Source organism: Bradyrhizobium sp. BR 10289, assembly GCF_019455385.1.
GTDB lineage: Bacteria > Pseudomonadota > Alphaproteobacteria > Rhizobiales > Xanthobacteraceae > Bradyrhizobium.
On the sequence record NZ_JACOFR010000004.1, the window covers coordinates 223,175 to 246,345 of the forward strand.

Sequence of the window (23,171 nt, forward strand, 5' to 3'; positions counted from 1 at the left end):
GGCACGTCACAGCGAACGAGGTCTCATCCCGGGCTTGTCAGCCCTGCATGAAGCCGAATGTCTGTACTCCCCGACCGACATCTTCGCGTGTGATCACGGCTGACGGCAGGTCTCCTGGCTCGCGGGTCGTTACCTTGCATCGCCTTCCCGGGACCGAGATACCCAGTGGCTCGTGATACAAGATTCACCGCTTACAGTTGCGGGGGCAGCCACGGCATTGGGGACAATTTCCCCGCACCGCATTCCCTTTTCATCCCCTCTCGGGGAAACCGTCGAAGCCATCTAGGATTACGATCAAGACAGAGTCAATGTGCAAGCTGCGGCGTTATTGCCACAGCGACCAACTTCCTTGGAGACAAGCATGGAAGGCGAGACCTTCCTCTGGCTGGTACGGCACGCGCCCGTCGACGGGGTCAAAGGAACGATCCACGCCGCCGATGCACCGGCCGATCTCGGCGATCGCACACAGCTGGACGCGCTGCGGCAGCGTCTGCCGCAGGATGCCGCGAGCTATGCGAGCCCGGCACGGCGCACGGTCGAGACCGCGCGGGCGCTGGGACTCGCCCCCAAACTGGTGCCCGAGTTCAGCGAGCAGGAATTTGGCGACTGGACCGGCCGCAGGCATGACCAGCTCGCAGCAACCGGCGGCGATCCCTACGCGCAGTTCTGGAACGATCCGGCGCGCGGAAAGCCACCGGGCGGTGAAAGCTTCGAGGATCAGGTCGCGCGCGTCCGGCGGGGGCTCTCGCAGATCGATGCGGGCGCATCGACGCTCGTGGTGCATTCCGGCACGATCCGCGCAGTGCTCTGCGTTGCGCTGGACCTCACGCCACAAGCGGCTTTGCGCTTTGTGATCGATCCGCTGTCGCTGACCCGGATCGACCGGCTCGCCACCGGCTGGCGCGTCGTCTGCGTCAATCAGCGGATCAGCTAGGTCTGTCAGGCACGTTCGCCTGCGCAAACGTCGCCATGTCGTTGTGGAGGCTGCACGCGAGCCGCACCAGCGGCAGCGCGATCGCCGCACCCGATCCTTCGCCGAGCCTGAGATCGAGGCTGATCAGCGGCTGCACGTTCAGCGCGCGCAGCACCAGCCGGTGCCCCTGCTCTGCCGATTGGTGCGACGGCAGCAGGAATGGCTGGCACGACGGATTGAGACGCACGGCCGCCAGTGCCGCGACCGAGACAATGAAACCATCGATCAACACCGGAATGCGGCGCTGCGCCGCAGCGATGATCGCGCCGCAGATCGCCGCGATCTCCAGCCCGCCGACGACGCACAGGATCTTTTCGGCCGAAGCACCGGCAATGCCGTGACGGGCGATTGCGGCATCGATCACGCGCGCCTTGTGCGCGCGGCCCGCCGCATCCATGCCGGTGCCGCTTCCTGTGATCTCCTCGGCGCTGATGCCGAGCAGGCTCGCTGCGATCGCTGCTGACGTCGTGGTGTTGCCGATGCCCATCTCGCCGAAGATCAGGAGATCGGGCCTGCCCGCCTCCGCACGCGCGACCGCGCGCTGGCCGGCCTCGAAAGCGGCCGCCAGTTCCGTCGGCGTGAGCGCCGCCTCGACACTGAAGTCACGCGTCCCGTTGCGCGGCTTGTCGGTGACGATGCCCGGCATCGCCTCCTGCGCCAGCGTGCCGGCATCGACGACCTCAAGGCTGGAGCCGAGCTCGCGCGCCAGCACGGAGATCGCGGCGCCGCCGGAGGCAAAGTTCGCCATCATCGCGATGGTCACCGCTTGCGGATAGGCCGAGACCTCCTGCGCGACGATGCCGTGGTCGCCGGCGAAGACGATGATCGGCACGCACGCCGCGCGCGGCTGCCCGGTTGCCTGCAGGCCGGCGAGTTCGATCGCGAGCTGCTCAAGCCGGCCAAGCGCTCCCGTCGGCTTCGTCAGCTGCGCCTGACGCGCGATCGCCGCCTCGCGATGGACGGCAGAAACTTCGGGGCATTTTTCGGTGACCCATTCGGGGAGCATGCTGCCTCGCTTACGGCCTGCGCTTGAGAATGTAACTGTCCATGATCCAGCCATGCCGCTCGCGCGCCTCTTGCCGCAGCGCGACGATGCGCCGGCCCACCTCCGTGAGCGCGCCGGACAAGATGACCTGATCGGGCATGCCGAGATAGGCGCCCCACCAGATGTGAAGGCCAGCAGGATCAAGCGATCGGAACGCGGTGCCGCCGTCGAGCATCACCACGACGGTGTCGACACCTTGCGGCCAGCCGCCTTCGCGCAAGCGACGGCCGGTCGTGACGAGAAAGGGCGCGCCGATGTCATTGAGCGGCAGCGCATGCGCCGCGCACAGCGCCTGGATCGAGGTGATGCCGGGGATGACTTCAATCTTCGGCAAGGGATCGAGCCGCCGCGCGATGCGTAGCGAGGAGTCATAGAGCGAGGGATCACCCCAGATCAGCAGCGCGACCTTGCCGTCACGGCCCAAATGATTTGCAATCGTCTGCGACCAGGTCGCAGCGACCGCATCGTGCCAGTCGTCCACGCCCTTGTGGTAGTCAGCTTCGCCGGCATCACGGACAGGAAGATCGAACTCGGCGATGCGCGTCCTGTCGCTCTCGAGCACATCCGCGCAGATCATCCGCCTGAGATCGGCGAGATCGGATTTCGCGCTGCCCTTGCGCGGGATCAAGACGAGATCGGCCGCGTTGATCGCCGCAATCGCAGCGCGCGTGAGCTGCGCAGGATCGCCGCAACCGATGCCTATCAGGGAGAGCGTGAGCATTGAGCGTGGGGGCGGCCAGCGCGGCCGCCCCTGGTCTCTCAAGCCGCGTTGTGCAGGCGCGGCGTGACGAGGCCGGGCGCGGTGACGCCGCGCAGCGACTTCGCCAGTGCCAGCACCGCGAGATCGGCCAATGGCTCGATCACGATGACCAGCGCGTAGGCCGCAGCGAAGGACGCGATGTTGGCGAGGTTGCTCATCGCAAAGCCGGAGCCATAAAGCGCCCAGAACGCCACCCAGGCAATCACGCCAGCTTGGTAGGTCGTCGACAGCGCCAGCGCCTGGCGATACTTCAAATCGACATAGGCGGTGTCGCGCGAAATGATCCTCGCCGCGATCGCCTGGATGGCGAACAGCGGCACCAGCAGCGTGGTGACGTTCATACCATATTGCGGGATGTCGGCAGGCTCGAAGAACACGCCCTGGAGCAGCAGGCCAAATGCCAGGCCGAGAGCCGCGGGCGCCGCGCCGAACAGCAGGAACAGGGTCGAGCCGAGGATGAAGTGCACCTCGGAGACGCCGACCGGGAAGTGCGGCAGGATCTCGAAGAAGGTGAAGACGATTGCGGTGGTCGCGAGCGTGCGCAGGGCGAGCGAGCCGATGCCCTGCTCGCGCACGGTCTCGACCGCGAGCTTCAAGGCAACACCGCCTGCGGCGATGCCGGTTGCGTAACTCAAGACAAGCTTGGCGCCCGTGACGATTCCGGGTTCGATATGCATGGTTCAGTTCCTTCCTGCCGTCACACCCGACGGCGTTGGTCTCAAAACATGCACGGCCGGTCTCCTGGCTCGCGGTTCACTGGGGTTCTCCGGCCTTCCCGGACCTTGCGGCCCAGTGGCTGATCGGAGCCCCTCACCGCTTACAGTCGCGGGGGCGGCTGGGGTTTTGGGCGCCGCAACTGGGTCCGCCCATCCCCATTCCCGATTATGCTCCGGCGCTTTGCGCCGCGTCGAGCACCATGCCCCTCCTGTGTGCCTCTTTCGCCAGCCGGGCGCAAGGGCCGAACGGCGGCCGCTGCGATCATGACGGATAATCTCCCGCCAACGCCCCGAACAGAATCACGGCGGCAGTCGAGGCCGCGCCGCCACGCGCAAGCTGCTCGGCGAGCTCGGCAATCGTGGTGCGGATCAGCCGCTCATCCGCCCGCCCAAGGGATTCGGCATAGAGCGCCGGCGTGCTTGGCGCGAGGCCGTGCTCGGTCAATTTTGCGGCAAGCGCCGGAAAGGTGCGCCGGCCCATGTAGACCACGGTCGTCGCCTCGGCGTCGGCCAGCGCCGCCCAATTCAGGTTCGGCGGCAATTCGCCGGTGACGTCGGCGCCAGTCACGAACTGCACCCGGCGCGAGGTGTGACGCCGGGTCAAGGGAATGCCGGCCTGGGCGGCGGCGACGCAGGCCGAGGTGACGCCCGGAATGATCTCGTAGCCGATGCCGGCTTCGCGCACCGTCTCCAGCTCCTCCTCGAGCCGGCCGAAGATACCGGCATCGCCCGATTTCAACCGCACGACGCGGACGCCGGTCGCGGCGTAGTCGACCAGCAGGCGATTGACATGGTGCTGCTTGGTCGAGGGCCGCCCGGCCCGCTTGCCCACTGCAACGAGATTGGCGCCGGGACGGGCCAGATCGAGGATCGCGCCTGACGCAAGATCGTCATAGAGCACGACGTCGGCCTCGCGCAGCCGCGCCGCGCCCTTGAGCGTGAGAAGCTCGGGATCGCCGGGGCCGGCGGAGATGAAGGACACAAAACCGCTCACCGGTCCTCCGCAATCAGATGGAAGAACGTCCCCGTGACGCGGCCCCGGCGCGAGCCGGTTTCGGCGATGACCGCACCGCTTGCGTCATGCACGACCGCGAGCGGCGTATCGGGCTGGGTGAGGATCGTCGAATAGTGGAATTCGTGGCCGCGCAGGCGTGCGCCCGCCTGAAACCCCGGCATCGCGGCAGCGAGCGCGGCGAGACGATAACCGAGATGCATGCGGCGTTTTGCAAAGCTCGTCTCCAGGCCGAGCAGACCCGTCATCTCATGCCGGGCACCTTCGGCATCGGTCAAAGCATTGCCCAGCACCATATACCCACCGCATTCGCCGTGCACGGGCCGGGTCTCGGCAAAGGCACGCAGGCCGTTGCGAAAATGCGCATTGGCCGCGATCCTGCCGGCATGAAGCTCGGGATAGCCGCCGGGAAGCCAGCACACATCGGCGCTCGTATCAGGACCCTCATCGGCTAGCGGCGAGAATGTCGAGATCTCCGCGCCGGCTGCGCGCCAGGCTTCCAGCATGTGCGGATAGACGAAGGAGAAGGCTGCATCGCGGGCCAGCGCAATGCGTTGCCCGGGCGGCGTCACGTTCAGCCCGTTCGCGGCAGGTTGCGGCGACCAGCGGGCGGCCGAGCGCAGCACCGCATCGAGATCGACATGCTCGATGACGAAGCGCGCGGCCTCGTCGATCAGTTTTCCGATCTCCGCCTGCTCCTCGGCCTGCACCAGGCCAAGATGCCGCTTCGGCAGGCTGATCTCGGCATGGCGCGGCAGCGCGCCGAACACGACGATGCCGGCATCGTTCAACGCGCGCCGCACGAGTTCTTGGTGGCGCGGGCTGGCGACGCGGTTGAGCACAACGCCGGCAAGACGCACGCCGTGGCGGTAGTCGCGCAGGCCTGCGGCGATCGCAGCTGCCGTCTGCGCCTGTCCGGAGGGATCGATCACGAGCACCACCGGCCAGCCCAGCATTTCCGCAATGTCGGCGGTGGCGCCGGTGCCGGAGACGCCGCGCGCGGCGACGCCATCGAACAGGCCCATCGAGCCCTCCGCGAGCACGATATCGGCATCAGTGCCGCGGCTGACGAGATGCGCGATGGTCCCACGGTCCATTGCCCAGCTATCGACGTTGACGGAGGCGCGTCCCGTCGCGGCGGCGTGAAAGGCAGGATCGATATAGTCCGGACCGCTCTTGAAACACTGGACGTTCAGTCCGCGCTGGCGCCAGGCGCGCGCGAGCGCCAGCGTCAGCGTGGTCTTGCCGACCCCGGAGGCCGGTGCGGAGATGACGAGGCCCGCCGCCATCACGACGCCTCGGGAAAGCGCGGCTCGGCGCCGACGGGGCGATAGCGGCGGTCGTAATCGGCAGCGTAGAGACGGCTCTCGTCGAAATCCGCAGGGCCGAGCGTCTTGCCAACCAGGATCAGCGCGGTGCGCTCCATCTCGCTGCCGAAGGCTGCATCGAGTGTTGCCAGCGTCGCCCGGACAATGCGTTGGTCGGGCCAGCTTGCGCGCCAGACGATCGCGACCGGGCAGTCCGCGCCATAATGCGGCGTCAGCTCGGCAACGACCTTGTCGAGCAGATGGATGGACAGATGGATCGCGAGCACCGCGCCGGTCGCGGCAAACGCGGCGAGCTTTTCGCCTTCGGGCATCGCGCTGGCCCGGCCGGGCGTGCGCGTCAGCACAACTGTCTGGGCAAGACCGGGCAACGTCAGCTCAGCTTCCAGCACCGCCGCGGCAGCCGAGAACGAGGGAACGCCCGGCGTAACCGAATAGGGAATCCCGAGCGCGCGCAGACGGCGAAGCTGCTCGCCCATCGCCGACCAGATCGAGAGATCGCCGGAATGCAGCCGCGCCACGTCCTTGCCCACAGCATGCGCGGCAGACATCTCCGCGATGATCTCGTCGAGCGACAGCGGCGCGGTGTTGACGATCCGTGCACCGGGCGGGCAATGCGCCAGCACGCCCTCCGGCACCAGCGAACCGGCATAGAGGCAGACCGGACAGGCCGCAATCAGATCGCGGCCGCGCAACGTGAGCAAATCAGGCGCGCCCGGCCCTGCGCCGATAAAGTGCACCGTCATCCGCCGTCTCCTTCCGCGATCGCCGCGGTCGCGGTACGATCCTGCGAGACCGCACGCACCGCAATCAGGCGCGCGCGAGGACCGGCCGCCGCGAGCGCTGCGGCCTCGGCGACCGATCCCGTCGCGAATTTTTCCATGACGAGCTTCGACTGCGTCGGCGTGTCGATGCTAGAGAGCACATCGGCCGGAATAGCCTTGATCGGCACGCCGCATTCGTGCGCGAGCTGTCTCAGCGCTTCGGCATCGGCCTTGTCGCTGACGGTCGCCACCGCTGCAAGTCCTTCAGGCCCCCCGGCCGCGAGCAGCGCCTCGCGCAGCGACGCCAGCGTGACATCCGTCTTGAATCCGAGCCCGGCGACCTTCATCGGACCGCACTCCATTGCACCACCGGCCGCGCCGCCTCCCAGGAGCGGTAGCGACCGAGCGGCGCGGCCTGCGCAATTTCAACCCGCATCAGTTCGCCGCCATGGCGCCGGTGCAATTCGCCGAGCAGTGCTTCCGTCTCCAGCGTGACTGAATGTGCGACGAGCCGCGCGCCCGGCGCGAGCCGCGACCAGATCGCATCAAACATCGCGCTATCGAGTCCGCCGCCGATGAAGACCGCATCAGGCGCGTCCAGCGCCACGAGAGCCTCGGGCGCGGTGCCCGCGATGACGCTGATCCGATGCGATAGTCCGAATGCAGCGGCATTGCTGCGGATGTTCGCGACGCGGTCCTCGCGCGCCTCGATCGCGGTTGCCGTCCCGCCACACAGCGCCCATTCGACCGATATCGAACCCGAACCGGCGCCGATATCCCACAAGCGTTCACCCGGACACGGCGCCAGCGCCGACAACGCGAGCGCGCGCACCGGCCGCTTGGTGATCTGGCCGTCGTGAGCGAAGAGATCGTCCGAGAGGCCGCAGCTTCGGGGAATGCCGTGCTCGCCCTTCACCTCGACGGCGACCGCGATCAGGTTCCCAGCGAGATCACCCGCAAAGCTGTCAGCGCGATGCTCGGCGACGCTTTCGTGCGGGCCGGCAAGCGCAGCCAACGTCCAGAAAGCCGAAGCGCCCCAACCACGCTCGCACAGCCATTTCGCGAGATCCCCCGCTGCCTTCCCATCACGCACAAGGCAAACGATTCGCGCACCATTCGCCAGATACGGCACAAGACGTTCGAATGGCGTTGCGTGCAAGCCAAGGCAGATTACGCTTTCGAGGCGCCAGCCGAGCCGCGCTGCGGCGAGCGAGAAGGTCGACGGGGCCGAATGCGCGATCCATTCGCCAGGCTCCAGCTTCTCCGCCAGGCTCGCACCTGCGCCGTGCCAGAACGGATCGCCGGAGGCGAGCACAGCGGTCGGCCTGCCCCGACAGCTCAGCACGATCTCTGCATTGAAAGGCACCGGCCACGGACGACCGCGACTGCCCACGTCGGCAAGCGCGAGATGGCGCTCGCCGCCGAAGACTGTTTCCGCCCTGGCAAGCGCCTTTCGACTTGCCTCGGACAGCCCCGCAAGGCCATCCTCGCCGATACCGATGATGGTCAGCCAGGGATCAGACATGACACGCGCGCTCATTCTGGGCGGAACTGCCGATGCGAGCCTGCTCGCGGCGGACATCGCGCGCGCCGGCGTCGACGCCGTGTATTCCTATGGCGGCCGCACCCGCGCGCCTGCTGACCAACCGCTGCCGACCCGCATCGGCGGCTTTGGCGGCGTGAGCGGGCTTGCGGACTATATCCGCAGCGAAGGCATCACGCATGTGATCGACGCGACGCATCCCTTCGCGGCCGAGATGAGCCGGAATGCGATCGAGGCTTGCGCCGAAACCGGGACGCTGTTGATTGCGCTGGAGCGCGCGCCCTGGACGAAAGCCGCCGGCGACAAATGGATTGAGGTCGCCGACGTCAGTGCCGCGGTCGCCGTACTGCCCGCGGCGCCGGCAGATGTGTTCCTTGCCATCGGCCGCCAGCACATCGCGCCGTTCGCGAGCAAGCCGCAGCACGCCTATACGCTGCGTTTCGTCGACCCACCGCAAGCACCGCTGCCTTTCGCCGCTGACGTCATTGTCTCGCGCGGGCCGTTCACGCTCGACGGCGAGCTCGAGATGCTGCGCGTGCGCGGCATCGGATGGATCGTCGCGCGCAATTCCGGCGGCGACGGTGCGCGCGCCAAGATCGACGCCGCGCGGATGCTCGGTCTGCCTGTGATCATGATCTCGCGACCGGCATTGCCCGAACGCAAGCGGGTCGAGAGCGTTGCCGAGGTGATGCAATGGCTGGGTCACTCGGCGCGCCTTGGTGCATAGACCCAGCGGCCGACGCGGCGGGTCTGCGAATTGCCGACGATGACCAGCGTCCGCATGTCCGCCATCTCGGACGTCGCCTCGTTCAACGTGACGGTCTCGATCTTCTCCTCGGCCGTGCTGACCGCGCGTGCAAATATCAAGAGGCGATCGCCGCAGCCGGCCTCCTTCAACGTTGCTAGCGCGCGGCCAAAGCCTTCCGGCCGGCTTGCCGAACGCGGATTATACATCGCGATCGAAAAATCCGCTTCAGCGGCAAGCCGCAAGCGCTTCTCGATTACCGCCCATGGCTTGAGATTGTCGGAAAGGTTGATCGCACAGAAATCATGACCGAGCGGCGCGCCTGCGCGCGCGCTGGCTGCGAGCATCGCGGTGATGCCCGGCAGCACGCGGATCGGAAGTGCCTGCCATTGCGGCGCCTGTTCGAGCGCCTCGAACACGGCCGAGGCCATGGCAAAGACGCCGGGATCGCCGGAAGAAACGACGACGACCTGCCCGCCATCGGCCGCGAGCCGCAAAGCCTCGCTCGCTCGCGCGAGCTCTTCGCGGTTGTCCGACGGATGCAGCGTGAGCCCTGCTCGCGGCGGCACGCGCGCGACATAGGGCGCGTAACCCAGAATGTCGGTCGCGGACGCGAGCGCGGCCGAGACCTCGGGCGTCACCATTGCCTCGCTGCCGGGGCCAAGGCCCACAATCGTCAGCGAGCCCGTCATTCGGCAGCGTCCAGATGCCGGCCCTTGCCGTGCACGAGCACGATTGCGAAGTAAGGACAATCGGCGGCATCGACCTCCGCGAGCCGCACCACACGCTCGCCGGGCATGGTGCCGCGCTCGACCAGCCAGGCATCGTCCAGCCGACCCGCGGCGGCAAGGGCGCGGCGCACTTTTGCGAGGTTGCGGCCAGTCTTCATGATGACCAGCGCATCGGAATCGCGCATGTGGCGTTCGAGCTCGGGCTCGGCCAGCGTCCCCATCAGGACCGTCGTCACGTCGTCGCCGAGCGCAATCGGCTGGCCGACGCCGTTCCAGCAGCCGACCATGCCGGGTATGCCGGCGATCACCTCGATCTCGACGCGGCCCTGCAGGCGCGCGTGCAGATGCATGAAGGAGCCGTAGAAATAGGGATCGCCTTCGCAGAGCACGACGACGTCGACGGCGCGCGACAGCCGTGCCAGGCGCTCGGCCCATTCGTCGTAGAAGCCGGCGAGCAGTTGCACATATTCCGCGCTGTCGAAGGCGATCTCCGTGGTGACCGGATATTCCATCGGGTATTCGGTCACGTCGGCGGGCAGCATGCCTTCAACAATGCGGCGCGCCTGGCCAGGCCGGCCCTTCTTGCGAAAATAAGCGACGTGCTTGGCGCCGCGCACGGTGCGGTCGGCGCGCACGCTCATCATATCGGGGTTGCCGGGGCCGAGACCGCAGCAGATGATGCGTCCCATCGCTATTCGCTCCGGCTCGCCAGCGCGTTCACCGCGGCTACGGTGATGGCTGAGCCGCCAAGGCGGCCTTCGACCGTCAGTGCCGGCACAGGCGGATTGGCCATCAGCGCGGCCTTGGACTCGGCAGCGCCGACAAAGCCGACGGGACAGCCGATGATCGCCGCGGGCCGCGGGCAATCACGATCCTCCAGCATGTTGAGCAGATGAAACAGCGCGGTCGGCGCGTTGCCTATTGCGACGATCGCGCCATCGAGATGCGGACGCCACAACTCCAGCGCGGCGGCCGAGCGCGTGTTGCGCATGGACTGCGCCAGCGCAGGAACGGCCTCATCACCGAGCGTGCAAATCACCGCATTGGCCGCGGGCAATCTCGCGCGCGTAATTCCTTCCGAGACCATGCGGGCGTCGCACAGGATCGGCGCGCCCTTCTGCAACGCCGCGCGCGCAGCGATCGCCATGCCTGGTGTGAAACGGATATGCGCTTCCAGGCCGACCATGCCGGCGGCATGGATCATCCGCACCACAATTTGCTCCTCATCGGGCGTGAAGCGGGCAAGATCGGCTTCGGCGCGGATGGTTGCGAAGGACTGCCGGTAGATCGCCGCGCCGTCGGTTTCGTAAGTATGCGGCATCAGTGCCCTCCCATCAGAATGGAGGGATTTTCGACGATGTCGTCGCGACTGAGGCTACGCAGGATCGGCGCATCGCGGGTCGATCCGCCGCGCACGAGATCGAATCCCTTAGCCGTCGCAACCAGCGTGATCGCGGCCGCGCCGGAATGGGCGCAGCCCTTGGCGCAGCCCGAGACGTGCAGCCGCGCGGCCCCGCCGATGTTCGGCGCCAGCGCCGCCGCCAGCCCGCGTGTATCGGCATGGGCCTCACGGCAACGCGGCGCGCCGCTACAGGCGATGACGCGCAGCGCCGGATCGTAAGCCTCGGTGATCAAGCCGGGCGCGGACGGCATCGTCCGTTTGCCCTCGCTCAACACCATGCGCCACGGCGTCAGGCGCAGTGCATGTCCGCAGCCGGCGAACTGGTTGAGCATGGCATGCGGCATCTGCCCGAAGGCGACACCGACCATCGCTCCCTGCGGATAAAGGCCGGGGCGCGACGAAGCCATGATCGGCGCCGGCTCGGCTTCGCCGCGCAGCGCCTCGGGCAAGATTGCGCCGGCAGCAAGATAGGCTGCCATGCGCCCTCGCCCGCCCTTCGCGCCTCCGGAGCTCGCAAACCAATCGGCAAGCGCGAGTGCTGTTGCCGTCACCTCGCCGCGCGCGACTGGACGACCGAACTTCGCGCCATCGGCCCGCACCAGCAGTCCGCCGGCGCGATCGCGCTCGATCCGCACATCCGCGGAATCGCCGGCCAGCACGCGCGACGTGCCGTCATCGATCGCAAAGCCGAACTTCGTCGGAAGCGCCAGCGTGCACGTTTCGAGCGCCTCTTCAAGCTCGGCGGCCAGAGCCTGAGTCTCGTCGCCGTCACGCCAGAACGGCGTGACGAGGATGTTGCGCCGGGATTCGGTCTCGGCATCGGGATCAAGCAACGCCAACTGCGAAAGGCCGTCGAGCAGCAAGCGGTGGCTGGTCTCGCTAACGCCCCTGATCTGGAGATTGGCGCGGCTGGTCACGTCGATCAGGCCATTGCCATGGCGCTCCGCGAGGTGCGCCAGTCCCGAGATCTGTGCCGCGTCGAGCCGCCCGCCGAACGGGCGCACGCGAACTACGAGCCCGTCGCCCGATTGCATCGGCCGCAGCGCGCCGGGGCACCAGCCCTTGACTACCGATGCGCTCATGACGCCTCCCGCAGCGCGGCTGCGATCGAATTGCGGCGCGTGAGCCAGAGCGAGGCCTCGTGCAGGCGTGTGAAGCAAACCTCCATCGCGGCGAGCGCGGCCGGATTTTCGCGGGCCATGAAGGCGCGGATATCATCATTGCCGAGCGTCGCATCATAGTAGAGGTCGAACAGATGCGGCGGCACGGCCCCGGCCAGATGCGCGAACGCCGCCATGTGCTCGAGCGTCGCGGTGATCTCGGCCGCGCCACGAAAACCGTGGCGCATCATGCCGCCGATCCAGGCCGGATTGGCGGCACGGGCACGGACGACACGCGAAATCTCTTCCGTCAACGTGCGCGCATGCGGCTCGTCGGGGCGCGTTGCGTCCAGATGATAGAGCGATGGCGCTGTTCCGCCGAGATGCGCGGCGGCGGCCGCAACGCCGGCTTCATGCGCAGCATAATCGGCGGCGAGCAGCAGATCGGTTTCCGGCAAATCCTGGATATGCACGAAAGCATCAGCAGACGCGAGCCGCTGTTCGAGACCGGCGCGATCCGGCTTGATCTCACCATCGGCGGAGAAAGCCCAGGACGAGGCCGACAGCCAGGCTTCGCCGGCAGCATCGCGCGTCGCGGGCGTGAAGGCATCGGGAATCGCCGAGAGGCCGACGCCGTATTGTCCGGGGCGCGGCGCGAACACGCGGGATGTGCGATGGCGATAGGGATTTTCCTCGCCCTCCTCCGCGCGACCCGCGAGCGCCTTGGAGGCGGCTTCGAACAACTGCGCAAGGCCGGAGAAGACATCGCGGAACAGGCCGGATACGCGCAGCGTGACGTCGATGCGGGGACGACCGAGCTCTGCCGGCGCGATGATGTCGTAGCCTATGACGCGGCCGGACGCGTAATCCCAGCGCGGCGCAAGACCGGCCAGATGCAGCGCCATCGCAAATTCCTCGCCGGCGGTGCGCATCGTCGCCGAGCCCCAGAGATCGACGACGAGGCCCTTCGGCCAGTCGCCATGATCCTGCAAATGACGGCGCAGCAGCTCTTCGGCGAGTTTGATCCCGTGCGCATGCGCCGACGGCGTCGGCACCGCGCGCGGATCGACGGTGAAGAGATTGCGGCCGGTCGGCAGCACGTCCTGGCGCCCGCGATAGGGCGAACCGGATGGGCCCGGCGCGACGCCTCGGCCCTCAAGCGCAGCCCGCAACGCGTCGCGCTCGGCATCACCACAGTCGCCGCGGCCGAACACGTGCAGGCCGTCGCCGAACTGGCTCTCCTTGAGGTCGCAGACGAAGCGGTCGATGCGCGGGATGGCTTCGGCGGGTGCGGCGGAGGCATCGAGGCCGAGATCGTCTTCGAGGCCGGCGGCGCGTGCCTCGTCGCGGATCGCGGCGATCAGGCGCTGGCGGCGTGCGGGATCAAGACCGTCGGCCGTCGAATATTCGTCGAGCAGGCATTCGAGGCGGCGCAATCCTTCCGGAACCGTGGATGTCTCCAGCGGCGGCGGCAGATGGCCGATGGTGACGGCGCTAATACGCCGCTTGGCCTGCGCGGCCTCGCCGGGATCGTTGACGATGAAGGGATAGATGACGGGAAGATCACCGATCAGCGCTTCCGGCCAGCAGGCTGACGACAGCGCCACGGATTTTCCGGGCAGCCACTCCAGCGTGCCATGCGCGCCCATGTGCACGACAGCGTCGATGCCGTGCTCGCGAAGCCAGAGATAGAACGCGACATAGGCATGGCGCGGCGTGCGGGTGAGATCGTGATAATCGGCATCGCGCGTGGACGCGTCGCCGCGCTCGGGCTGCACCGCGATGATCGATCGGCCGGATTGGATCGCAGCGAAATGGAACACACCATCGCGGCAGCTCGGATCGTTCTCCGGCAGGCCCCAGGCTTGCGCGAGCTCATCCTGGAGCACTTGCGGAAGGCGTGAGAGAGCCGCGCGGTACTCTGCAACGCTCCAGGTCAATCGCCGCTTGAGCAGCGTCCCGCCGAGCGCGTGCACCGGCGCGACATCGAAGCCGGCTTCCCCCAGATCGGACACCAGGCTCTCGACCGACGCCAGCGCATCGAGACCGACCGCGTGCGCGATCTGGTGCGGGCGGCCGGGATAATTCGAGAGCACGACCGCCAGCCGCTTCTCGGCAGCCGGCTTCTCCGCGAGACGCCGCCATGCCGCGAAGCGCGCAGCAACAGCTCTCACGCGATCCTTATCGGGCCGATGCGCGAGATGCGAGAACTGCAGATCGGGATCGCGCTCCGCGGCCGACTTGAAGCTCACGACGCCGGTGAACACGCGGCCGTCGACCTCGGGCAGCACCACATGCATCGCCAGGTCGCCCGGCGACAGGCCGCGCAGCGACTCCGCCCAATCTTCGCGGCGCGCGGTCGAGAGCGCGACCTGCAATACCGGGCACGATGCGGCATCGAATGGCGTGGTGCCGTCGTCGCCTATCGCCGAGAACGCCGTCGCATTTACGATCGCGGCCGGAGGACTTTTGGCAAGCTGCTCCCGCAGCCAATCAGCGACGCCTGGAGCCTTCAGCGAGGTGACGAACGCGCCACAGGCATCAAAACCCTCCTCGCGTAGTGCGGCGATCAGGGCATCGACCGGCCCGGTGTCCGCGGCGGTGAGATAGGAGCGATAGAACGTCACGAGTGCGCGCGGTTTCCCCTCGCAGGCCTGCGGCGCCGCGACAACGCCGCGCGCAGGATCATAAAAGCCCATCTCGGGCACGGTCATCTCACCGATGACTGGCCCGGCATAAAGACCGGAGGCGAGCGCGAGCTGCGCGATCGCAGCCTGGGCCGCAACCGGACCGCCCGTATCGCAAAGCACCTTTAGCCGGCGCAACGTCGAGACTGGCAAGGTCGAGTACGCATCGAGCCGCGTATCATCGCGGCCGTCGGCCGGCAACACAGCCAGCACGATGTTGCGATCCTTGGCGAGCTGCTGAAGTGTCGCGAGGCCATAGGGCCAGTAGGATTCACCGCCGATCAACCGCACCAGAATGCCGCGCGCCTGCGAGAGCGTGCGCTCGATATAGGTGTCGACCGACAGCGGATGACGCAGCTCCGCAAGATTGGCGAGCCGCAACGACGGCAGGCTGTTGCGCCCGCGCCGCCAGCCGGCTGCGAAGGCGGCAAGGTCGGAATCCGAGTACGAGAGCACCACGAGATCGGCCGGGTCCTGGCCGATGTCTCTTGGCGTCGCGGTCTCCTCGAGACCGCGGCTCTCGCGGAAGACGACGTGCATCAGACTCCCAATCCCGCCTTGATCGCGGCTTCATCAATATCGCCGTGCTCGCCGATCACCACGAGCTTTGATTGCCGGCTGCCCGCACCCCAGGGCTTGTCGAACTGGTGGCGCACGCGCTCGCCGACGGCCTGAAGCAGCAGCCGCATCGGCTTGCCCGCGACTGCGATGTAGCCCTTGGCACGCAGCACGTTCTGCTCGCGCGCCAGCTTCTGCACCGATGCGACCAGCGCATCGACATCGGTCACTTCAGGGAGATCGATCACGAAGGAATTGAAATCATCATGCTCGTGCTCCTCCTCGCCATCATGATGCGAGGGCCGCGCGGCGAGATCGTTCTCGGCGGCGGCGCCGAGGCCGAGGATGACGCGCGCGTCGATCGCACCGTCCGTGACGGGCAGCATCGGCACGCGGCGCGGCATCTCGGCGGTGATCGCGGCTTTGGCCGCTTCCACCCCAGCCGTGCCTGCAAGATCGGCCTTGGTCAGCAGCACGATATCCGCGCAGGCGATCTGGTCCTCGAACACTTCCGACAGTGGCGTCTCGTGATCGAGATTCTGGTCCGCCGCGCGCTGCGCTTCGACAGCAATCGGGTCCGGCGCAAAACGACCGGCGGCGACAGCCTCGGCGTCGGCGAGCGCGATCACGCCATCGACGGTGATGCGCGAGCGAATCTCCGGCCAGTCGAACGCCTTCAGCAGCGGCTTCGGCAAAGCCAGGCCCGAGGTCTCGATCAGGATGTGATCCGGCCGCACCGGGCGCGCCAGCAATTGCTCCATGGTCGGAATGAAATCGTCGGCCACGGTGCAGCAGATGCAGCCATTGGCGAGCTCGACGATGTTCTCTTCCGGACAGTTTGCATCCGCACAGGATTTCAGGATCTCGCCGTCGACGCCCTCGCTGCCGAACTCGTTGACGAGCACGGCGAGCTTCTTGCCATTCGGATTGCTCAGCAGATGCTGGATCAGCGTCGTCTTGCCGGAACCGAGAAAGCCGGTGACCACCGTAACCGGGACTTTTGCGAGCGAGTTCATTCAGCGGCCTCCGGCAGCACGACAATTGGGGGAATACGGGCAAGCGACTGCTTGCGGAAGATTTCGGGACGGCTACGCCAGGGCACGAGCCCGTCGGGTGCCGCCGCATAGGCTGCGGCGCCCGCGATGACGTCTTGGGCGTTCGCGTCCGAGAGGCGGCCATAGACATAGGACCAGCGGCCGGGCGCGCTGAGCGCGACCGAGCAGCCTTGGCTGCATGCAGAGAGGCATTCGACGGGAACCACATTGACGCCCTCGGGCACACCGGCCTCGAGGATCGCGCCATGCAGCCGCTTGCCGGGCGTCGCTTCGCCCTCGCCGGGCGTCTCGCCGGCGCGGCAGGTGATGCAGACGTGAAGTGTGACGGTCATCGCCTCTTCCAGATTAAACAGCGGGAGGCGAAGAGGCGCACGGACCCTGACTTGAGAGGCCGTTTCCCCGTCGCGGAACACCCCGTCCGCCGGTCCAAAACTCGTCCGCGCTGGCAGGTCTCCCGGCTTGCGGAGCAGGGTTTTGGCCCTTCGATCCTCGCCTTCCCGATCCCCTCAGGGATCAGTGGCTTCGGGCATCTCTCCGGTCACGGTCGCGGGGGCGGCTGCAGTTTGGACCCTAATCTTACCGATTCGGACCCTATCGCATTCCCTCTTCGCCTGTCATAGGACAGGAACCAACGCCGGGCCACCATTTGCCCCCGGCCGCCTCTTGTCAAGCCGAAGGACCGGGACCGATGGCACCTGAACCGGAACCCCAAACAGCCGAGGACACCGACGCCCGGCACGCCCACAAAATGGCGAAGAAGAAGGCCGCCCGCGACAAGATCATGGCGACCAAGAGCGGCGAAAAAGGCCTCGTCATCGTCCACACCGGCGCCGGCAAGGGCAAGTCGTCCTCGGCCTTCGGCATGATCGTCCGCTGCGTCGCCCACGGCTTCCCCTGCGCGGTCGTGCAGTTCATCAAGGGCGCCTGGGACACCGGCGAGCGGCGCCTGCTCACCGGCCATTTCGGCGAGCTCTGCCAGTTCCACGCCATGGGCGAAGGCTTCACCTGGGAGACCCAGGACCGCGCCCGCGACATCTCCGCCGCGCGCGCCGGCTGGGAGAAGGCCAAGGAGCTGATCCTCGATGAGAGGCTTCGCATGGTGGTGCTCGACGAGATCAACATCGCCCTGCGCTACGACTATCTCGACATCGCCGAGGTCGTCGACTTCCTGACGACATCGAAGCCGCCAATGACGCATGTCGTCCTCACCGGCCGCAACGCCAAGGACGAGTTGATCGAGATCGCCGATCTCGTCACCGAGATGACGCTGGTGAAGCATCCGTTCCGTTCCGGCATCAAGGCGCAGGCCGGCGTCGAGTTCTGACATCGATGGCACGCGCGCTGATGATCCAGGGAGCCGGCTCGGACGTGGGCAAATCGCTCATCGTTACCGGCCTTGCGCGCGCCTTCACGCGGCGGGGCCTGCGCGTGCTCCCCTTCAAGCCGCAGAACATGTCGAACAATGCGGCCGTCACCGTCGATGGCGGCGAGATTGGACGCGCCCAGGCCTTGCAGGCCCTCGCGGCCGGCGTCGAGCCGCACACCGATATGAACCCGGTGCTGCTCAAGCCCGAGACCGATGTCGGCGCGCAGGTCGTTGTTCACGGCAAGCGCATCGCAACCGCCCGCGCGCGCGAATACGCCGCCATGAAGCCGTCATTGATGGGCGCCGTGCTGGAGAGCTTTGAGCGGCTGAAGGCGCGCGCCGATCTGGTGCTGGTCGAAGGCGCCGGCAGTCCGGCCGAGGTCAACTTGCGCAAGGCGGACATCGCCAATATGGGCTTTGCCCGCAAGGCCGACGTGCCGGTCGTGCTGGTCGGCGACATCGACCGCGGCGGCGTCATCGCACAGCTGGTCGGCATCAAGACGGTGATCGATCCCGACGATGCCGCGATGATCCAGGGTTTTGTCATCAACAAGTTCCGTGGCGATCCCACGCTGTTCGACGACGGCTACAGACTAATTGAGCAAAAGACCGCGTGGCGCGGCCTCGGCGTGCTACCCTGGTTTGCGCGCGCTGGCGAGCTGCCGGCCGAGGATGCGCTGGGCCTGAGCGATGCACGCAAGCCGGGCCAATGCAAGATCGCCTGCCTTGCGCTATCGCGGATCGCCAATTTCGACGATCTCGATCCGCTGAAACTCGAGCCGGGTGTCGATCTCGTGATGGTGCGTCCGGGCGAAGCGATTCCCGGCGACGTCCGCCTCGTTATCATCCCCGGCTCGAAATCGACGCGAGGCGATCTCGCTTTCCTGCGCGCGCAGGGCTGGGACATCGACCTGCTCGCGCACCATCGACGCGGCGGCCATGTGCTCGGCCTCTGCGGCGGCTACCAGATGCTCGGGCGTAGCGTCGCCGATCCTGAAGGCATCGAAGGCCCCGCGGGCGACACACCGGGGCTCGGACTGCTGGATGTGGAAACCGTGATGAGCCCGCAGAAGACGCTGACGCGTGTGGCGGCAGTGCATGCGGCGACGAAGCAGCCGATCGAGGCGTACGAAATCCATATCGGCCACACCGACGGGCCTGATCGCGCGCGTCCGTTCGCAATGCTGAACGGCGAGCCGGAAGGCGCGATCTCTGGCAACAACAGCGTGCAAGGCAGTTATCTGCACGGCCTGTTCACGTCGGATGATTTCCGCAGGGCGTTTTTGGCAAGGCTCGACATTCCCGCCGGCAACGAGCCATATCACGCGCGGGTCGAGAGTGCGCTCGACGCACTCGCCGATCACATCGAAAAGCATCTCGACGTCGACGGCATGCTCGCCCTAGCGCGCTAGAACGTCGGCAACGCGCGTCCACTCGGCTTCGCTGCCCGGAAGCCCAAGGCGCAGCCATGTCGGCTTTTGCGCGAACGCGCGCGACCAGATGTGGCTGCGCGCGAGCTTGTCCTGCGCGGCCAGCGCGTCAGGCGTTTCATAGAGCCGAAACAGCGATGCACCGCCGACGAGCCGCCACCCCTGCGCATGCACCATCTCGTCGAGACGTCCACAGTCGCGCGCAAGGCGCGCGGATGTGGCCTCGGCCCAGGCGTCGTCGCGCAAAGCGCGGCAGCCGATGGCAATGGCCGCGCCCGAGACCGGCCATGGTCCCGAAACCGACGCAAGCTTCGCGATGTCAGCCGCATGGCCGAGCGCAAAGCCTAACCGCAGGCCGGCAAGCCCGTAAAACTTTCCGAACGAGCGCAGGATCAGCAGTCCCGGACGATCCGCCTCCGGCGCGAGAGATAGCTGTGGAACCGGATCGGCAAAACTCTCGTCAATGACGAGACGGCCGACTCGCGGCAGCAGGGCGAGCAAGTCGTTTGGCGCAAGACACCGGCCATCGGGATTGTTGGGATTGACGACAATGGCGAGATCCGCACCGGCGAGCGCGTCGAGTTCGCGGACCTCATCAACATCCCAGCCCGCGGCCGACAGGACGCCCGCATATTCATTGTAGGTCGGTGCAAGGATGCGCGCGCGCCCTCGCGGGGCAAGTTGCGGCAACAGTTGGATCGCGGCTTGCGCACCGCCGAGCGCAGCGACTGGCGCGCTCGTGCGGTAGGCGTGCCGCGCCGCCTGATGCAAGGACTCGATCTCGGCCCGCGATGGCAGCGCGGTCCAGGCACGCGCGCCCACTTCACCCACGGGATAGGAACGCCGGTTAATCCCGGTCGACAGATCAATCCAGTCCTCAGCGCGTCCGCCAAAACGCCGCTGGGCCAGATCGAGATTTCCACCGTGCTCGCGCATGCCCCGTTCTTTCACGCGAAGGCCAGGATCGCAAGCATGCCTGCCAGCAGCAGCATCGCGCGGCGGTAGACCGTCAGTCCCTCACCGATATCGGCGGCAAGCGGATCGCGCGCGCCTTCGTTGAGCCAGGGCTCGTCGGTCGCTCTGCCGTGATAGATGCGAGGGCCGCTGAGCCGCACGCCGAGCGCACCAGCCATCGCCGCTTCCGGCCAGCCGGCATTAGGCGAACGGTGACGGCGCGCATCGCGCGTCATGCACGACAGCGCCTCGGATCGCCGCGGCGCCAGCAGTACGAAGAGAAAACCGGTCAGGCGCGCGGGAATAAAGTTGGCGACATCGTCGATGCGCGCCGCCGCCCAGCCGAACGCGTCGTACCGCTCGCTGCGATGGCCGATCATGGAATCCAGCGTGTTGATCGCCTTGTAACCCAAGATGCCGGGCAACCCGAACAGCGCGCCCCAGAACACCGGCGCGACGATGCCGTCGGAGGCGTTTTCAGCGAGGCTTTCGATCGCCGCACGCGCGATGCCGGCCTCATCGAGTGCAGCCGGATCGCGGCCGACGATGCGCGAGACCGCGGCGCGTGCGCCAGCAATGTCGCCGGCCCGCAGCGGATTGGCGACCGCCGCGACATGGTCATGCAGCGAACGCAGCGCGACTAACGGCCAAGCCAGCACACCCATCAGCACGATCTGCACCCAGCCCGACGGAAGCAGCGATTGAAGCACCCAGCCGATCACAACCGACATCACGATCACGAGCAGTGCACCGCCGACGCCGGCAGCACGGCGAAGCGCCGGCGGATCGGATCGGCGATTCCAGACGGCATCGATGGCACCGATCAGCCGGCCCAGCCAGGTCACGGGATGGCCGATCCGCGCGAACAGCCATGACGGCCAGCCCAGGAGGGCATCCACCGCCATCGCCACCACCATCGCGCCCGCAAAGCCCAAATCCGTCTCCTGTCCCGCCCCTGTTGCGCAAAGCAAGGGGCGAGCGCAAGCCCCTGCCTGGCTGATTTCGGCTTTGTCTTTGGCCGCGTTTGGTGATTAGTCAGGCCCACGGGAGACCTTTTATGGCCATCATCTTGATCACGGGCGGAGCCCGGTCGGGCAAGAGCGCCCACGCGGAAAAGCGCGCACTCGGCTTTCCGGGCCAGCCCATCTACATCGCGACGGCCGAGGCGCTCGACACCGAAATGGAGATTCGCATCGCAAAGCATCGTAGGAAGCGCAAGGCCGTCGACTGGATCGAGCGGGAGGTCCCACTCAATCTCCTGCAGGCGCTGATCGACACCGATGGTGGCGGCCCAAGGCTGGTGGACTGCCTGACCTTGTGGCTCTCCAACATGATGCATGCGGGGCGTGACTGGGAGTTCGAGGTCACGAAGCTCGTAGCCTTCATGGGCGGCCAGAAGAGCCCCGTCGTTTTCGTCACCAACGAGGTCGGCCTCGGCATCGTGCCCGACAACGCGCTGGCGCGCAGCTATCGGGACGCTGCCGGCATCATGAATCAGTTCATCGCGGCCGTTGCCGACGAGGTCGAGTTCATTGTCGCCGGCCTGCCTATGAAACTTAAATAGGCTGAAATGATTCCGCGCGCCGAGTTTCTCAAGGACATCCTCGCCGATCTCAGGATGGCGGCATCGTTCGTGACGATCCTCCCTGTGGCCTCGTCCAAGCCCGCAGCCGACGGCGCCGTCGCGCGTGCGACCTGGGCGCTTCCCGTCGCCGGACTGCTGGTCGGCCTCGCCGGCGCGTTCGTCTACAAGGCTGCCACCCGGTTGGGATTGCCACCGAACTTGGCCGCCCTGCTCACGCTGGCGACGACCGCCCTCATCACCGGCGCGCTGCACGAGGACGGGCTTGCCGATACCGCGGACGGTCTCGGCGGCGGCCGCACGCGCGAGCGCAGGCTCGAGATCATGCGCGACAGCCGGATCGGCACATACGGCGTCTGCGCGCTGATCCTCTCGTTCGGCCTGCGCTGGAGCGCGCTCGCGGCGATCGCCAGTCCCTTCGCCGTCACGCTCGCGCTGTGCGCCGCGCATACGGCTGCTCGCGCGGGGGTGCCCGCCTTCATGTCGCTGGTTCCGCCGGCGCGGCCGGATGGTCTTTCGGCGAGCGCGGGCGTGCCGCCGGGCCGCAGCGTCGCCATCGCCTTCGCTCTCGGTACGCTGGTACTTGCACTCACGCTCGGGCCGGGCAAGGCGCTGGCTAGCCTGATCCTGCTCTCTCTCGCCGGCCTGACGCTGGCGCGGCTGGCGATCCGCCGGATCGGTGGACAGACCGGCGACGTTCTCGGCACGTTCGAGCAACTCGGCGAGATCCTGATCCTGCTTGTCGCCGCGGCCTTCCAGGTGGGACATTGAGCCCGATGGTCGAGTTCGACGACACCTTCCGCCGGCAATTGCGCGAGCTGTTCGTGTGGCGCCGCGACGTACGCCGCTTCCGCAGCACCCCGCTGCCGGACGGTGCGATCGACCGTCTGATCGAGACCGCCTGCCTGTCGCCTTCGGTCGGCCTGAGCCAGCCCTGGCGCTTCGTCACCGTCGACGACACCGCGCGGCGTGTCGCGGTGATCGACGATTTCAAGGCGTGCAACGCCGATGCGCTGAATTGCTACTCCGGCGAACGCGCCGCGCGCTATGCGACACTCAAACTGTCGGGCCTCGAACAGGCGCCCGGCCACCTCGCCGTGTTCGCCGACAAGGCCAGCGACATCGGCCATGGGCTCGGCCGCGCCACCATGCCGGAGACGACGGAATATTCGGTGGTCGCCGCGATCACCGCGATGTGGCTCGCCGCGCGCGCCGAAGGCATTGGCCTCGGCTGGGTGTCGATCCTGAACCCTGCGCGGATGCACGCCATTCTCGAGGTGCCTGACAGCTGGAAGTTCATCGCCTATCTCTGCATCGGATACCCGGAGGCCGAGTGCGACCAGCCGGAGCTGGAGCAGGCGAAGTGGGAGCGCCGGCGCGATGCGGGCGAGTTCACGCTGCGGCGTTAGTCGGGCAGCCTCTC

24 protein-coding genes and 3 riboswitches are annotated in these 23,171 nt (G+C 67.2%); of the genes, 7 read left to right on the forward strand and 17 right to left on the reverse strand.

Annotated elements, in window-relative coordinates:
* Positions 1-87 precede the first annotated feature (87 nt).
* A riboswitch (cobalamin riboswitch) is annotated at positions 88-289 on the reverse strand.
* 72 nt (positions 290-361) lie between these two features.
* On the forward strand, positions 362-934 hold the full coding sequence (locus HYH08_RS09930; RefSeq protein ID WP_220009589.1) for a histidine phosphatase family protein: 573 nt from the start codon (positions 362-364) through the stop codon (positions 932-934).
* Here HYH08_RS09930 and cobT read toward each other — a convergent pair.
* From cobT to cbiT, 8 genes are all read right to left on the reverse strand, one after another.
* Positions 927-1,979, reverse strand: a complete 1,053-nt coding sequence (gene cobT / locus HYH08_RS09935; RefSeq protein ID WP_220009590.1) for a nicotinate-nucleotide--dimethylbenzimidazole phosphoribosyltransferase — start codon at positions 1,977-1,979, stop codon at positions 927-929. The two genes, HYH08_RS09930 and cobT, sit on opposite strands and share 8 nt — an antisense overlap.
* A 10-nt stretch (positions 1,980-1,989) precedes the next feature.
* On the reverse strand, positions 1,990-2,739 hold the full coding sequence (cobF, locus tag HYH08_RS09940; RefSeq protein ID WP_220009591.1) for a precorrin-6A synthase (deacetylating): 750 nt from the start codon (positions 2,737-2,739) through the stop codon (positions 1,990-1,992).
* A 38-nt stretch (positions 2,740-2,777) separates the two neighbouring features.
* The gene (locus HYH08_RS09945; RefSeq protein ID WP_220009592.1) at positions 2,778-3,455 is read right to left on the reverse strand and encodes an energy-coupling factor ABC transporter permease; all 678 of its coding nucleotides are present in this window, start codon (positions 3,453-3,455) and stop codon (positions 2,778-2,780) included.
* A gap of 37 nt (positions 3,456-3,492) precedes the next feature.
* Positions 3,493-3,712: riboswitch (cobalamin riboswitch) on the reverse strand.
* A gap of 44 nt (positions 3,713-3,756) precedes the next feature.
* Positions 3,757-4,488 carry a uroporphyrinogen-III C-methyltransferase gene (cobA, locus tag HYH08_RS09950; protein WP_220009593.1) on the reverse strand — a complete coding sequence of 244 codons (732 nt, stop codon included), beginning with the start codon at positions 4,486-4,488 and terminating at the stop codon, positions 3,757-3,759.
* Entirely contained in the window at positions 4,485-5,795 is a 1,311-nt protein-coding gene (locus HYH08_RS09955) for a cobyrinic acid a,c-diamide synthase CobB (protein WP_220009594.1), read from the reverse strand. The genes cobA and HYH08_RS09955 overlap by 4 nt, the downstream gene beginning before the upstream one ends.
* Positions 5,795-6,577 carry a precorrin-4 C(11)-methyltransferase gene (cobM, locus tag HYH08_RS09960; RefSeq protein ID WP_220009595.1) on the reverse strand — a complete coding sequence of 261 codons (783 nt, stop codon included), beginning with the start codon at positions 6,575-6,577 and terminating at the stop codon, positions 5,795-5,797. The genes HYH08_RS09955 and cobM overlap by 1 nt, the downstream gene beginning before the upstream one ends.
* The gene (locus tag HYH08_RS09965) at positions 6,574-6,942 is read right to left on the reverse strand and encodes a cobalamin biosynthesis protein (RefSeq protein ID WP_220009596.1); all 369 of its coding nucleotides are present in this window, start codon (positions 6,940-6,942) and stop codon (positions 6,574-6,576) included. Before HYH08_RS09965 ends, cobM begins: the two co-directional genes overlap by 4 nt.
* A complete protein-coding gene (gene cbiT / locus HYH08_RS09970) occupies positions 6,939-8,120 on the reverse strand; it encodes a precorrin-6Y C5,15-methyltransferase (decarboxylating) subunit CbiT (protein WP_220009597.1) in 1,182 nt (393 codons plus the stop codon). The genes HYH08_RS09965 and cbiT overlap by 4 nt, the downstream gene beginning before the upstream one ends.
* On the opposite strand from cbiT, the gene HYH08_RS09975 reads away from it, so the two are divergent.
* Positions 8,119-8,865 (forward strand): cobalt-precorrin-6A reductase, encoded by a 747-nt coding sequence (locus tag HYH08_RS09975; RefSeq protein ID WP_220009598.1) that lies wholly within the window; start codon positions 8,119-8,121, stop codon positions 8,863-8,865. The genes cbiT and HYH08_RS09975 overlap by 2 nt on opposite strands.
* On the opposite strand, the gene cobJ is transcribed toward HYH08_RS09975, so the two are convergent.
* From cobJ to HYH08_RS10010, 7 genes are read right to left on the reverse strand one after another with little or no spacing between them, the layout of a single operon-like run.
* The gene (gene cobJ, locus HYH08_RS09980) at positions 8,841-9,575 is read right to left on the reverse strand and encodes a precorrin-3B C(17)-methyltransferase (RefSeq protein WP_220009599.1); all 735 of its coding nucleotides are present in this window, start codon (positions 9,573-9,575) and stop codon (positions 8,841-8,843) included. The two genes, HYH08_RS09975 and cobJ, sit on opposite strands and share 25 nt — an antisense overlap.
* A complete protein-coding gene (locus tag HYH08_RS09985) occupies positions 9,572-10,303 on the reverse strand; it encodes a precorrin-2 C(20)-methyltransferase (protein ID WP_220009600.1) in 732 nt (243 codons plus the stop codon). The genes cobJ and HYH08_RS09985 overlap by 4 nt, the downstream gene beginning before the upstream one ends.
* 2 nt (positions 10,304-10,305) lie before the next feature.
* Positions 10,306-10,935, reverse strand: coding sequence for a precorrin-8X methylmutase (locus tag HYH08_RS09990; RefSeq protein ID WP_220009601.1), 630 nt, complete (start codon positions 10,933-10,935; stop codon positions 10,306-10,308).
* The gene (gene cobG / locus HYH08_RS09995; protein WP_220009602.1) at positions 10,935-12,098 is read right to left on the reverse strand and encodes a precorrin-3B synthase; all 1,164 of its coding nucleotides are present in this window, start codon (positions 12,096-12,098) and stop codon (positions 10,935-10,937) included. Before cobG ends, HYH08_RS09990 begins: the two co-directional genes overlap by 1 nt.
* Positions 12,095-15,343 (reverse strand): cobaltochelatase subunit CobN, encoded by a 3,249-nt coding sequence (gene cobN, locus HYH08_RS10000; protein ID WP_220009603.1) that lies wholly within the window; start codon positions 15,341-15,343, stop codon positions 12,095-12,097. The genes cobG and cobN overlap by 4 nt, the downstream gene beginning before the upstream one ends.
* Positions 15,343-16,377: a cobalamin biosynthesis protein CobW gene (gene cobW, locus HYH08_RS10005; RefSeq protein ID WP_220009604.1), complete on the reverse strand. Its 1,035-nt coding sequence runs from the start codon at positions 16,375-16,377 to the stop codon at positions 15,343-15,345. Before cobW ends, cobN begins: the two co-directional genes overlap by 1 nt.
* Complete coding sequence (locus tag HYH08_RS10010; protein ID WP_220009605.1) at positions 16,374-16,748, reverse strand: DUF1636 family protein; 375 nt, start codon at positions 16,746-16,748, stop codon at positions 16,374-16,376. Before HYH08_RS10010 ends, cobW begins: the two co-directional genes overlap by 4 nt.
* Positions 16,749-16,843: 95 nt before the next feature.
* A riboswitch (cobalamin riboswitch) is annotated at positions 16,844-17,064 on the reverse strand.
* A 40-nt stretch (positions 17,065-17,104) separates the two neighbouring features.
* Between HYH08_RS10010 and cobO the strand changes: the two genes are divergently transcribed.
* Together cobO and HYH08_RS10020 are read left to right on the forward strand one after the other, a co-directional pair.
* Positions 17,105-17,740 carry a cob(I)yrinic acid a,c-diamide adenosyltransferase gene (gene cobO / locus HYH08_RS10015; protein ID WP_220009606.1) on the forward strand — a complete coding sequence of 212 codons (636 nt, stop codon included), beginning with the start codon at positions 17,105-17,107 and terminating at the stop codon, positions 17,738-17,740.
* 5 nt (positions 17,741-17,745) lie between these two features.
* The gene (locus HYH08_RS10020) at positions 17,746-19,194 is read left to right on the forward strand and encodes a cobyric acid synthase (protein WP_220009607.1); all 1,449 of its coding nucleotides are present in this window, start codon (positions 17,746-17,748) and stop codon (positions 19,192-19,194) included.
* Here the strand turns inward: HYH08_RS10020 and cobD are convergent.
* Entirely contained in the window at positions 19,183-20,148 is a 966-nt protein-coding gene (gene cobD, locus HYH08_RS10025; protein WP_220009608.1) for a threonine-phosphate decarboxylase CobD, read from the reverse strand. The genes HYH08_RS10020 and cobD overlap by 12 nt on opposite strands.
* An 11-nt stretch (positions 20,149-20,159) precedes the next feature.
* Complete coding sequence (gene cbiB / locus HYH08_RS10030; protein WP_228747709.1) at positions 20,160-21,101, reverse strand: adenosylcobinamide-phosphate synthase CbiB; 942 nt, start codon at positions 21,099-21,101, stop codon at positions 20,160-20,162.
* A gap of 122 nt (positions 21,102-21,223) precedes the next feature.
* On the opposite strand from cbiB, the gene cobU reads away from it, so the two are divergent.
* From cobU to bluB, 3 genes are read left to right on the forward strand one after another with little or no spacing between them, the layout of a single operon-like run.
* A complete protein-coding gene (gene cobU / locus HYH08_RS10035) occupies positions 21,224-21,730 on the forward strand; it encodes a bifunctional adenosylcobinamide kinase/adenosylcobinamide-phosphate guanylyltransferase (protein WP_220009609.1) in 507 nt (168 codons plus the stop codon).
* Between the two features lie 6 nt (positions 21,731-21,736).
* Positions 21,737-22,519, forward strand: a complete 783-nt coding sequence (gene cobS, locus HYH08_RS10040; protein WP_220009610.1) for an adenosylcobinamide-GDP ribazoletransferase — start codon at positions 21,737-21,739, stop codon at positions 22,517-22,519.
* A 5-nt stretch (positions 22,520-22,524) separates the two neighbouring features.
* Positions 22,525-23,157: a 5,6-dimethylbenzimidazole synthase gene (gene bluB / locus HYH08_RS10045; protein ID WP_220009611.1), complete on the forward strand. Its 633-nt coding sequence runs from the start codon at positions 22,525-22,527 to the stop codon at positions 23,155-23,157.
* Positions 23,158-23,171 lie beyond the last annotated feature (14 nt).

Bases quoted from the DNA above. Each gene is read 5' to 3' on its own strand.
- cobF (WP_220009591.1), bottom strand. From the start codon at position 2,739: ATGCTCACGCTCTCCCTGATAGGCATCGGTTGCGGCGATCCTGCGCAG.
- cobT (WP_220009590.1), bottom strand. From the start codon at position 1,979: ATGCTCCCCGAATGGGTCACCGAAAAATGCCCCGAAGTTTCTGCCGTC.
- cobS (WP_220009610.1), top strand. From the start codon at position 21,737: ATGATTCCGCGCGCCGAGTTTCTCAAGGACATCCTCGCCGATCTCAGG.
- cobG (WP_220009602.1), bottom strand. From the start codon at position 12,098: ATGAGCGCATCGGTAGTCAAGGGCTGGTGCCCCGGCGCGCTGCGGCCG.
- cobU (WP_220009609.1), top strand. From the start codon at position 21,224: ATGGCCATCATCTTGATCACGGGCGGAGCCCGGTCGGGCAAGAGCGCC.
- HYH08_RS09975 (WP_220009598.1), top strand. From the start codon at position 8,119: ATGACACGCGCGCTCATTCTGGGCGGAACTGCCGATGCGAGCCTGCTC.
- bluB (WP_220009611.1), top strand. From the start codon at position 22,525: ATGGTCGAGTTCGACGACACCTTCCGCCGGCAATTGCGCGAGCTGTTC.
- HYH08_RS10010 (WP_220009605.1), bottom strand. From the start codon at position 16,748: ATGACCGTCACACTTCACGTCTGCATCACCTGCCGCGCCGGCGAGACG.
- HYH08_RS09945 (WP_220009592.1), bottom strand. From the start codon at position 3,455: ATGCATATCGAACCCGGAATCGTCACGGGCGCCAAGCTTGTCTTGAGT.
- cobJ (WP_220009599.1), bottom strand. From the start codon at position 9,575: ATGACGGGCTCGCTGACGATTGTGGGCCTTGGCCCCGGCAGCGAGGCA.
- HYH08_RS09985 (WP_220009600.1), bottom strand. From the start codon at position 10,303: ATGGGACGCATCATCTGCTGCGGTCTCGGCCCCGGCAACCCCGATATG.
- cobN (WP_220009603.1), bottom strand. From the start codon at position 15,343: ATGCACGTCGTCTTCCGCGAGAGCCGCGGTCTCGAGGAGACCGCGACG.
- HYH08_RS10020 (WP_220009607.1), top strand. From the start codon at position 17,746: ATGGCACGCGCGCTGATGATCCAGGGAGCCGGCTCGGACGTGGGCAAA.
- HYH08_RS09990 (WP_220009601.1), bottom strand. From the start codon at position 10,935: ATGCCGCATACTTACGAAACCGACGGCGCGGCGATCTACCGGCAGTCC.
- cobW (WP_220009604.1), bottom strand. From the start codon at position 16,377: ATGAACTCGCTCGCAAAAGTCCCGGTTACGGTGGTCACCGGCTTTCTC.
- HYH08_RS09955 (WP_220009594.1), bottom strand. From the start codon at position 5,795: ATGGCGGCGGGCCTCGTCATCTCCGCACCGGCCTCCGGGGTCGGCAAG.
- cobM (WP_220009595.1), bottom strand. From the start codon at position 6,577: ATGACGGTGCACTTTATCGGCGCAGGGCCGGGCGCGCCTGATTTGCTC.
- cbiT (WP_220009597.1), bottom strand. From the start codon at position 8,120: ATGTCTGATCCCTGGCTGACCATCATCGGTATCGGCGAGGATGGCCTT.
- HYH08_RS09965 (WP_220009596.1), bottom strand. From the start codon at position 6,942: ATGAAGGTCGCCGGGCTCGGATTCAAGACGGATGTCACGCTGGCGTCG.
- HYH08_RS09930 (WP_220009589.1), top strand. From the start codon at position 362: ATGGAAGGCGAGACCTTCCTCTGGCTGGTACGGCACGCGCCCGTCGAC.
- cobO (WP_220009606.1), top strand. From the start codon at position 17,105: ATGGCACCTGAACCGGAACCCCAAACAGCCGAGGACACCGACGCCCGG.
- cobD (WP_220009608.1), bottom strand. From the start codon at position 20,148: ATGCGCGAGCACGGTGGAAATCTCGATCTGGCCCAGCGGCGTTTTGGC.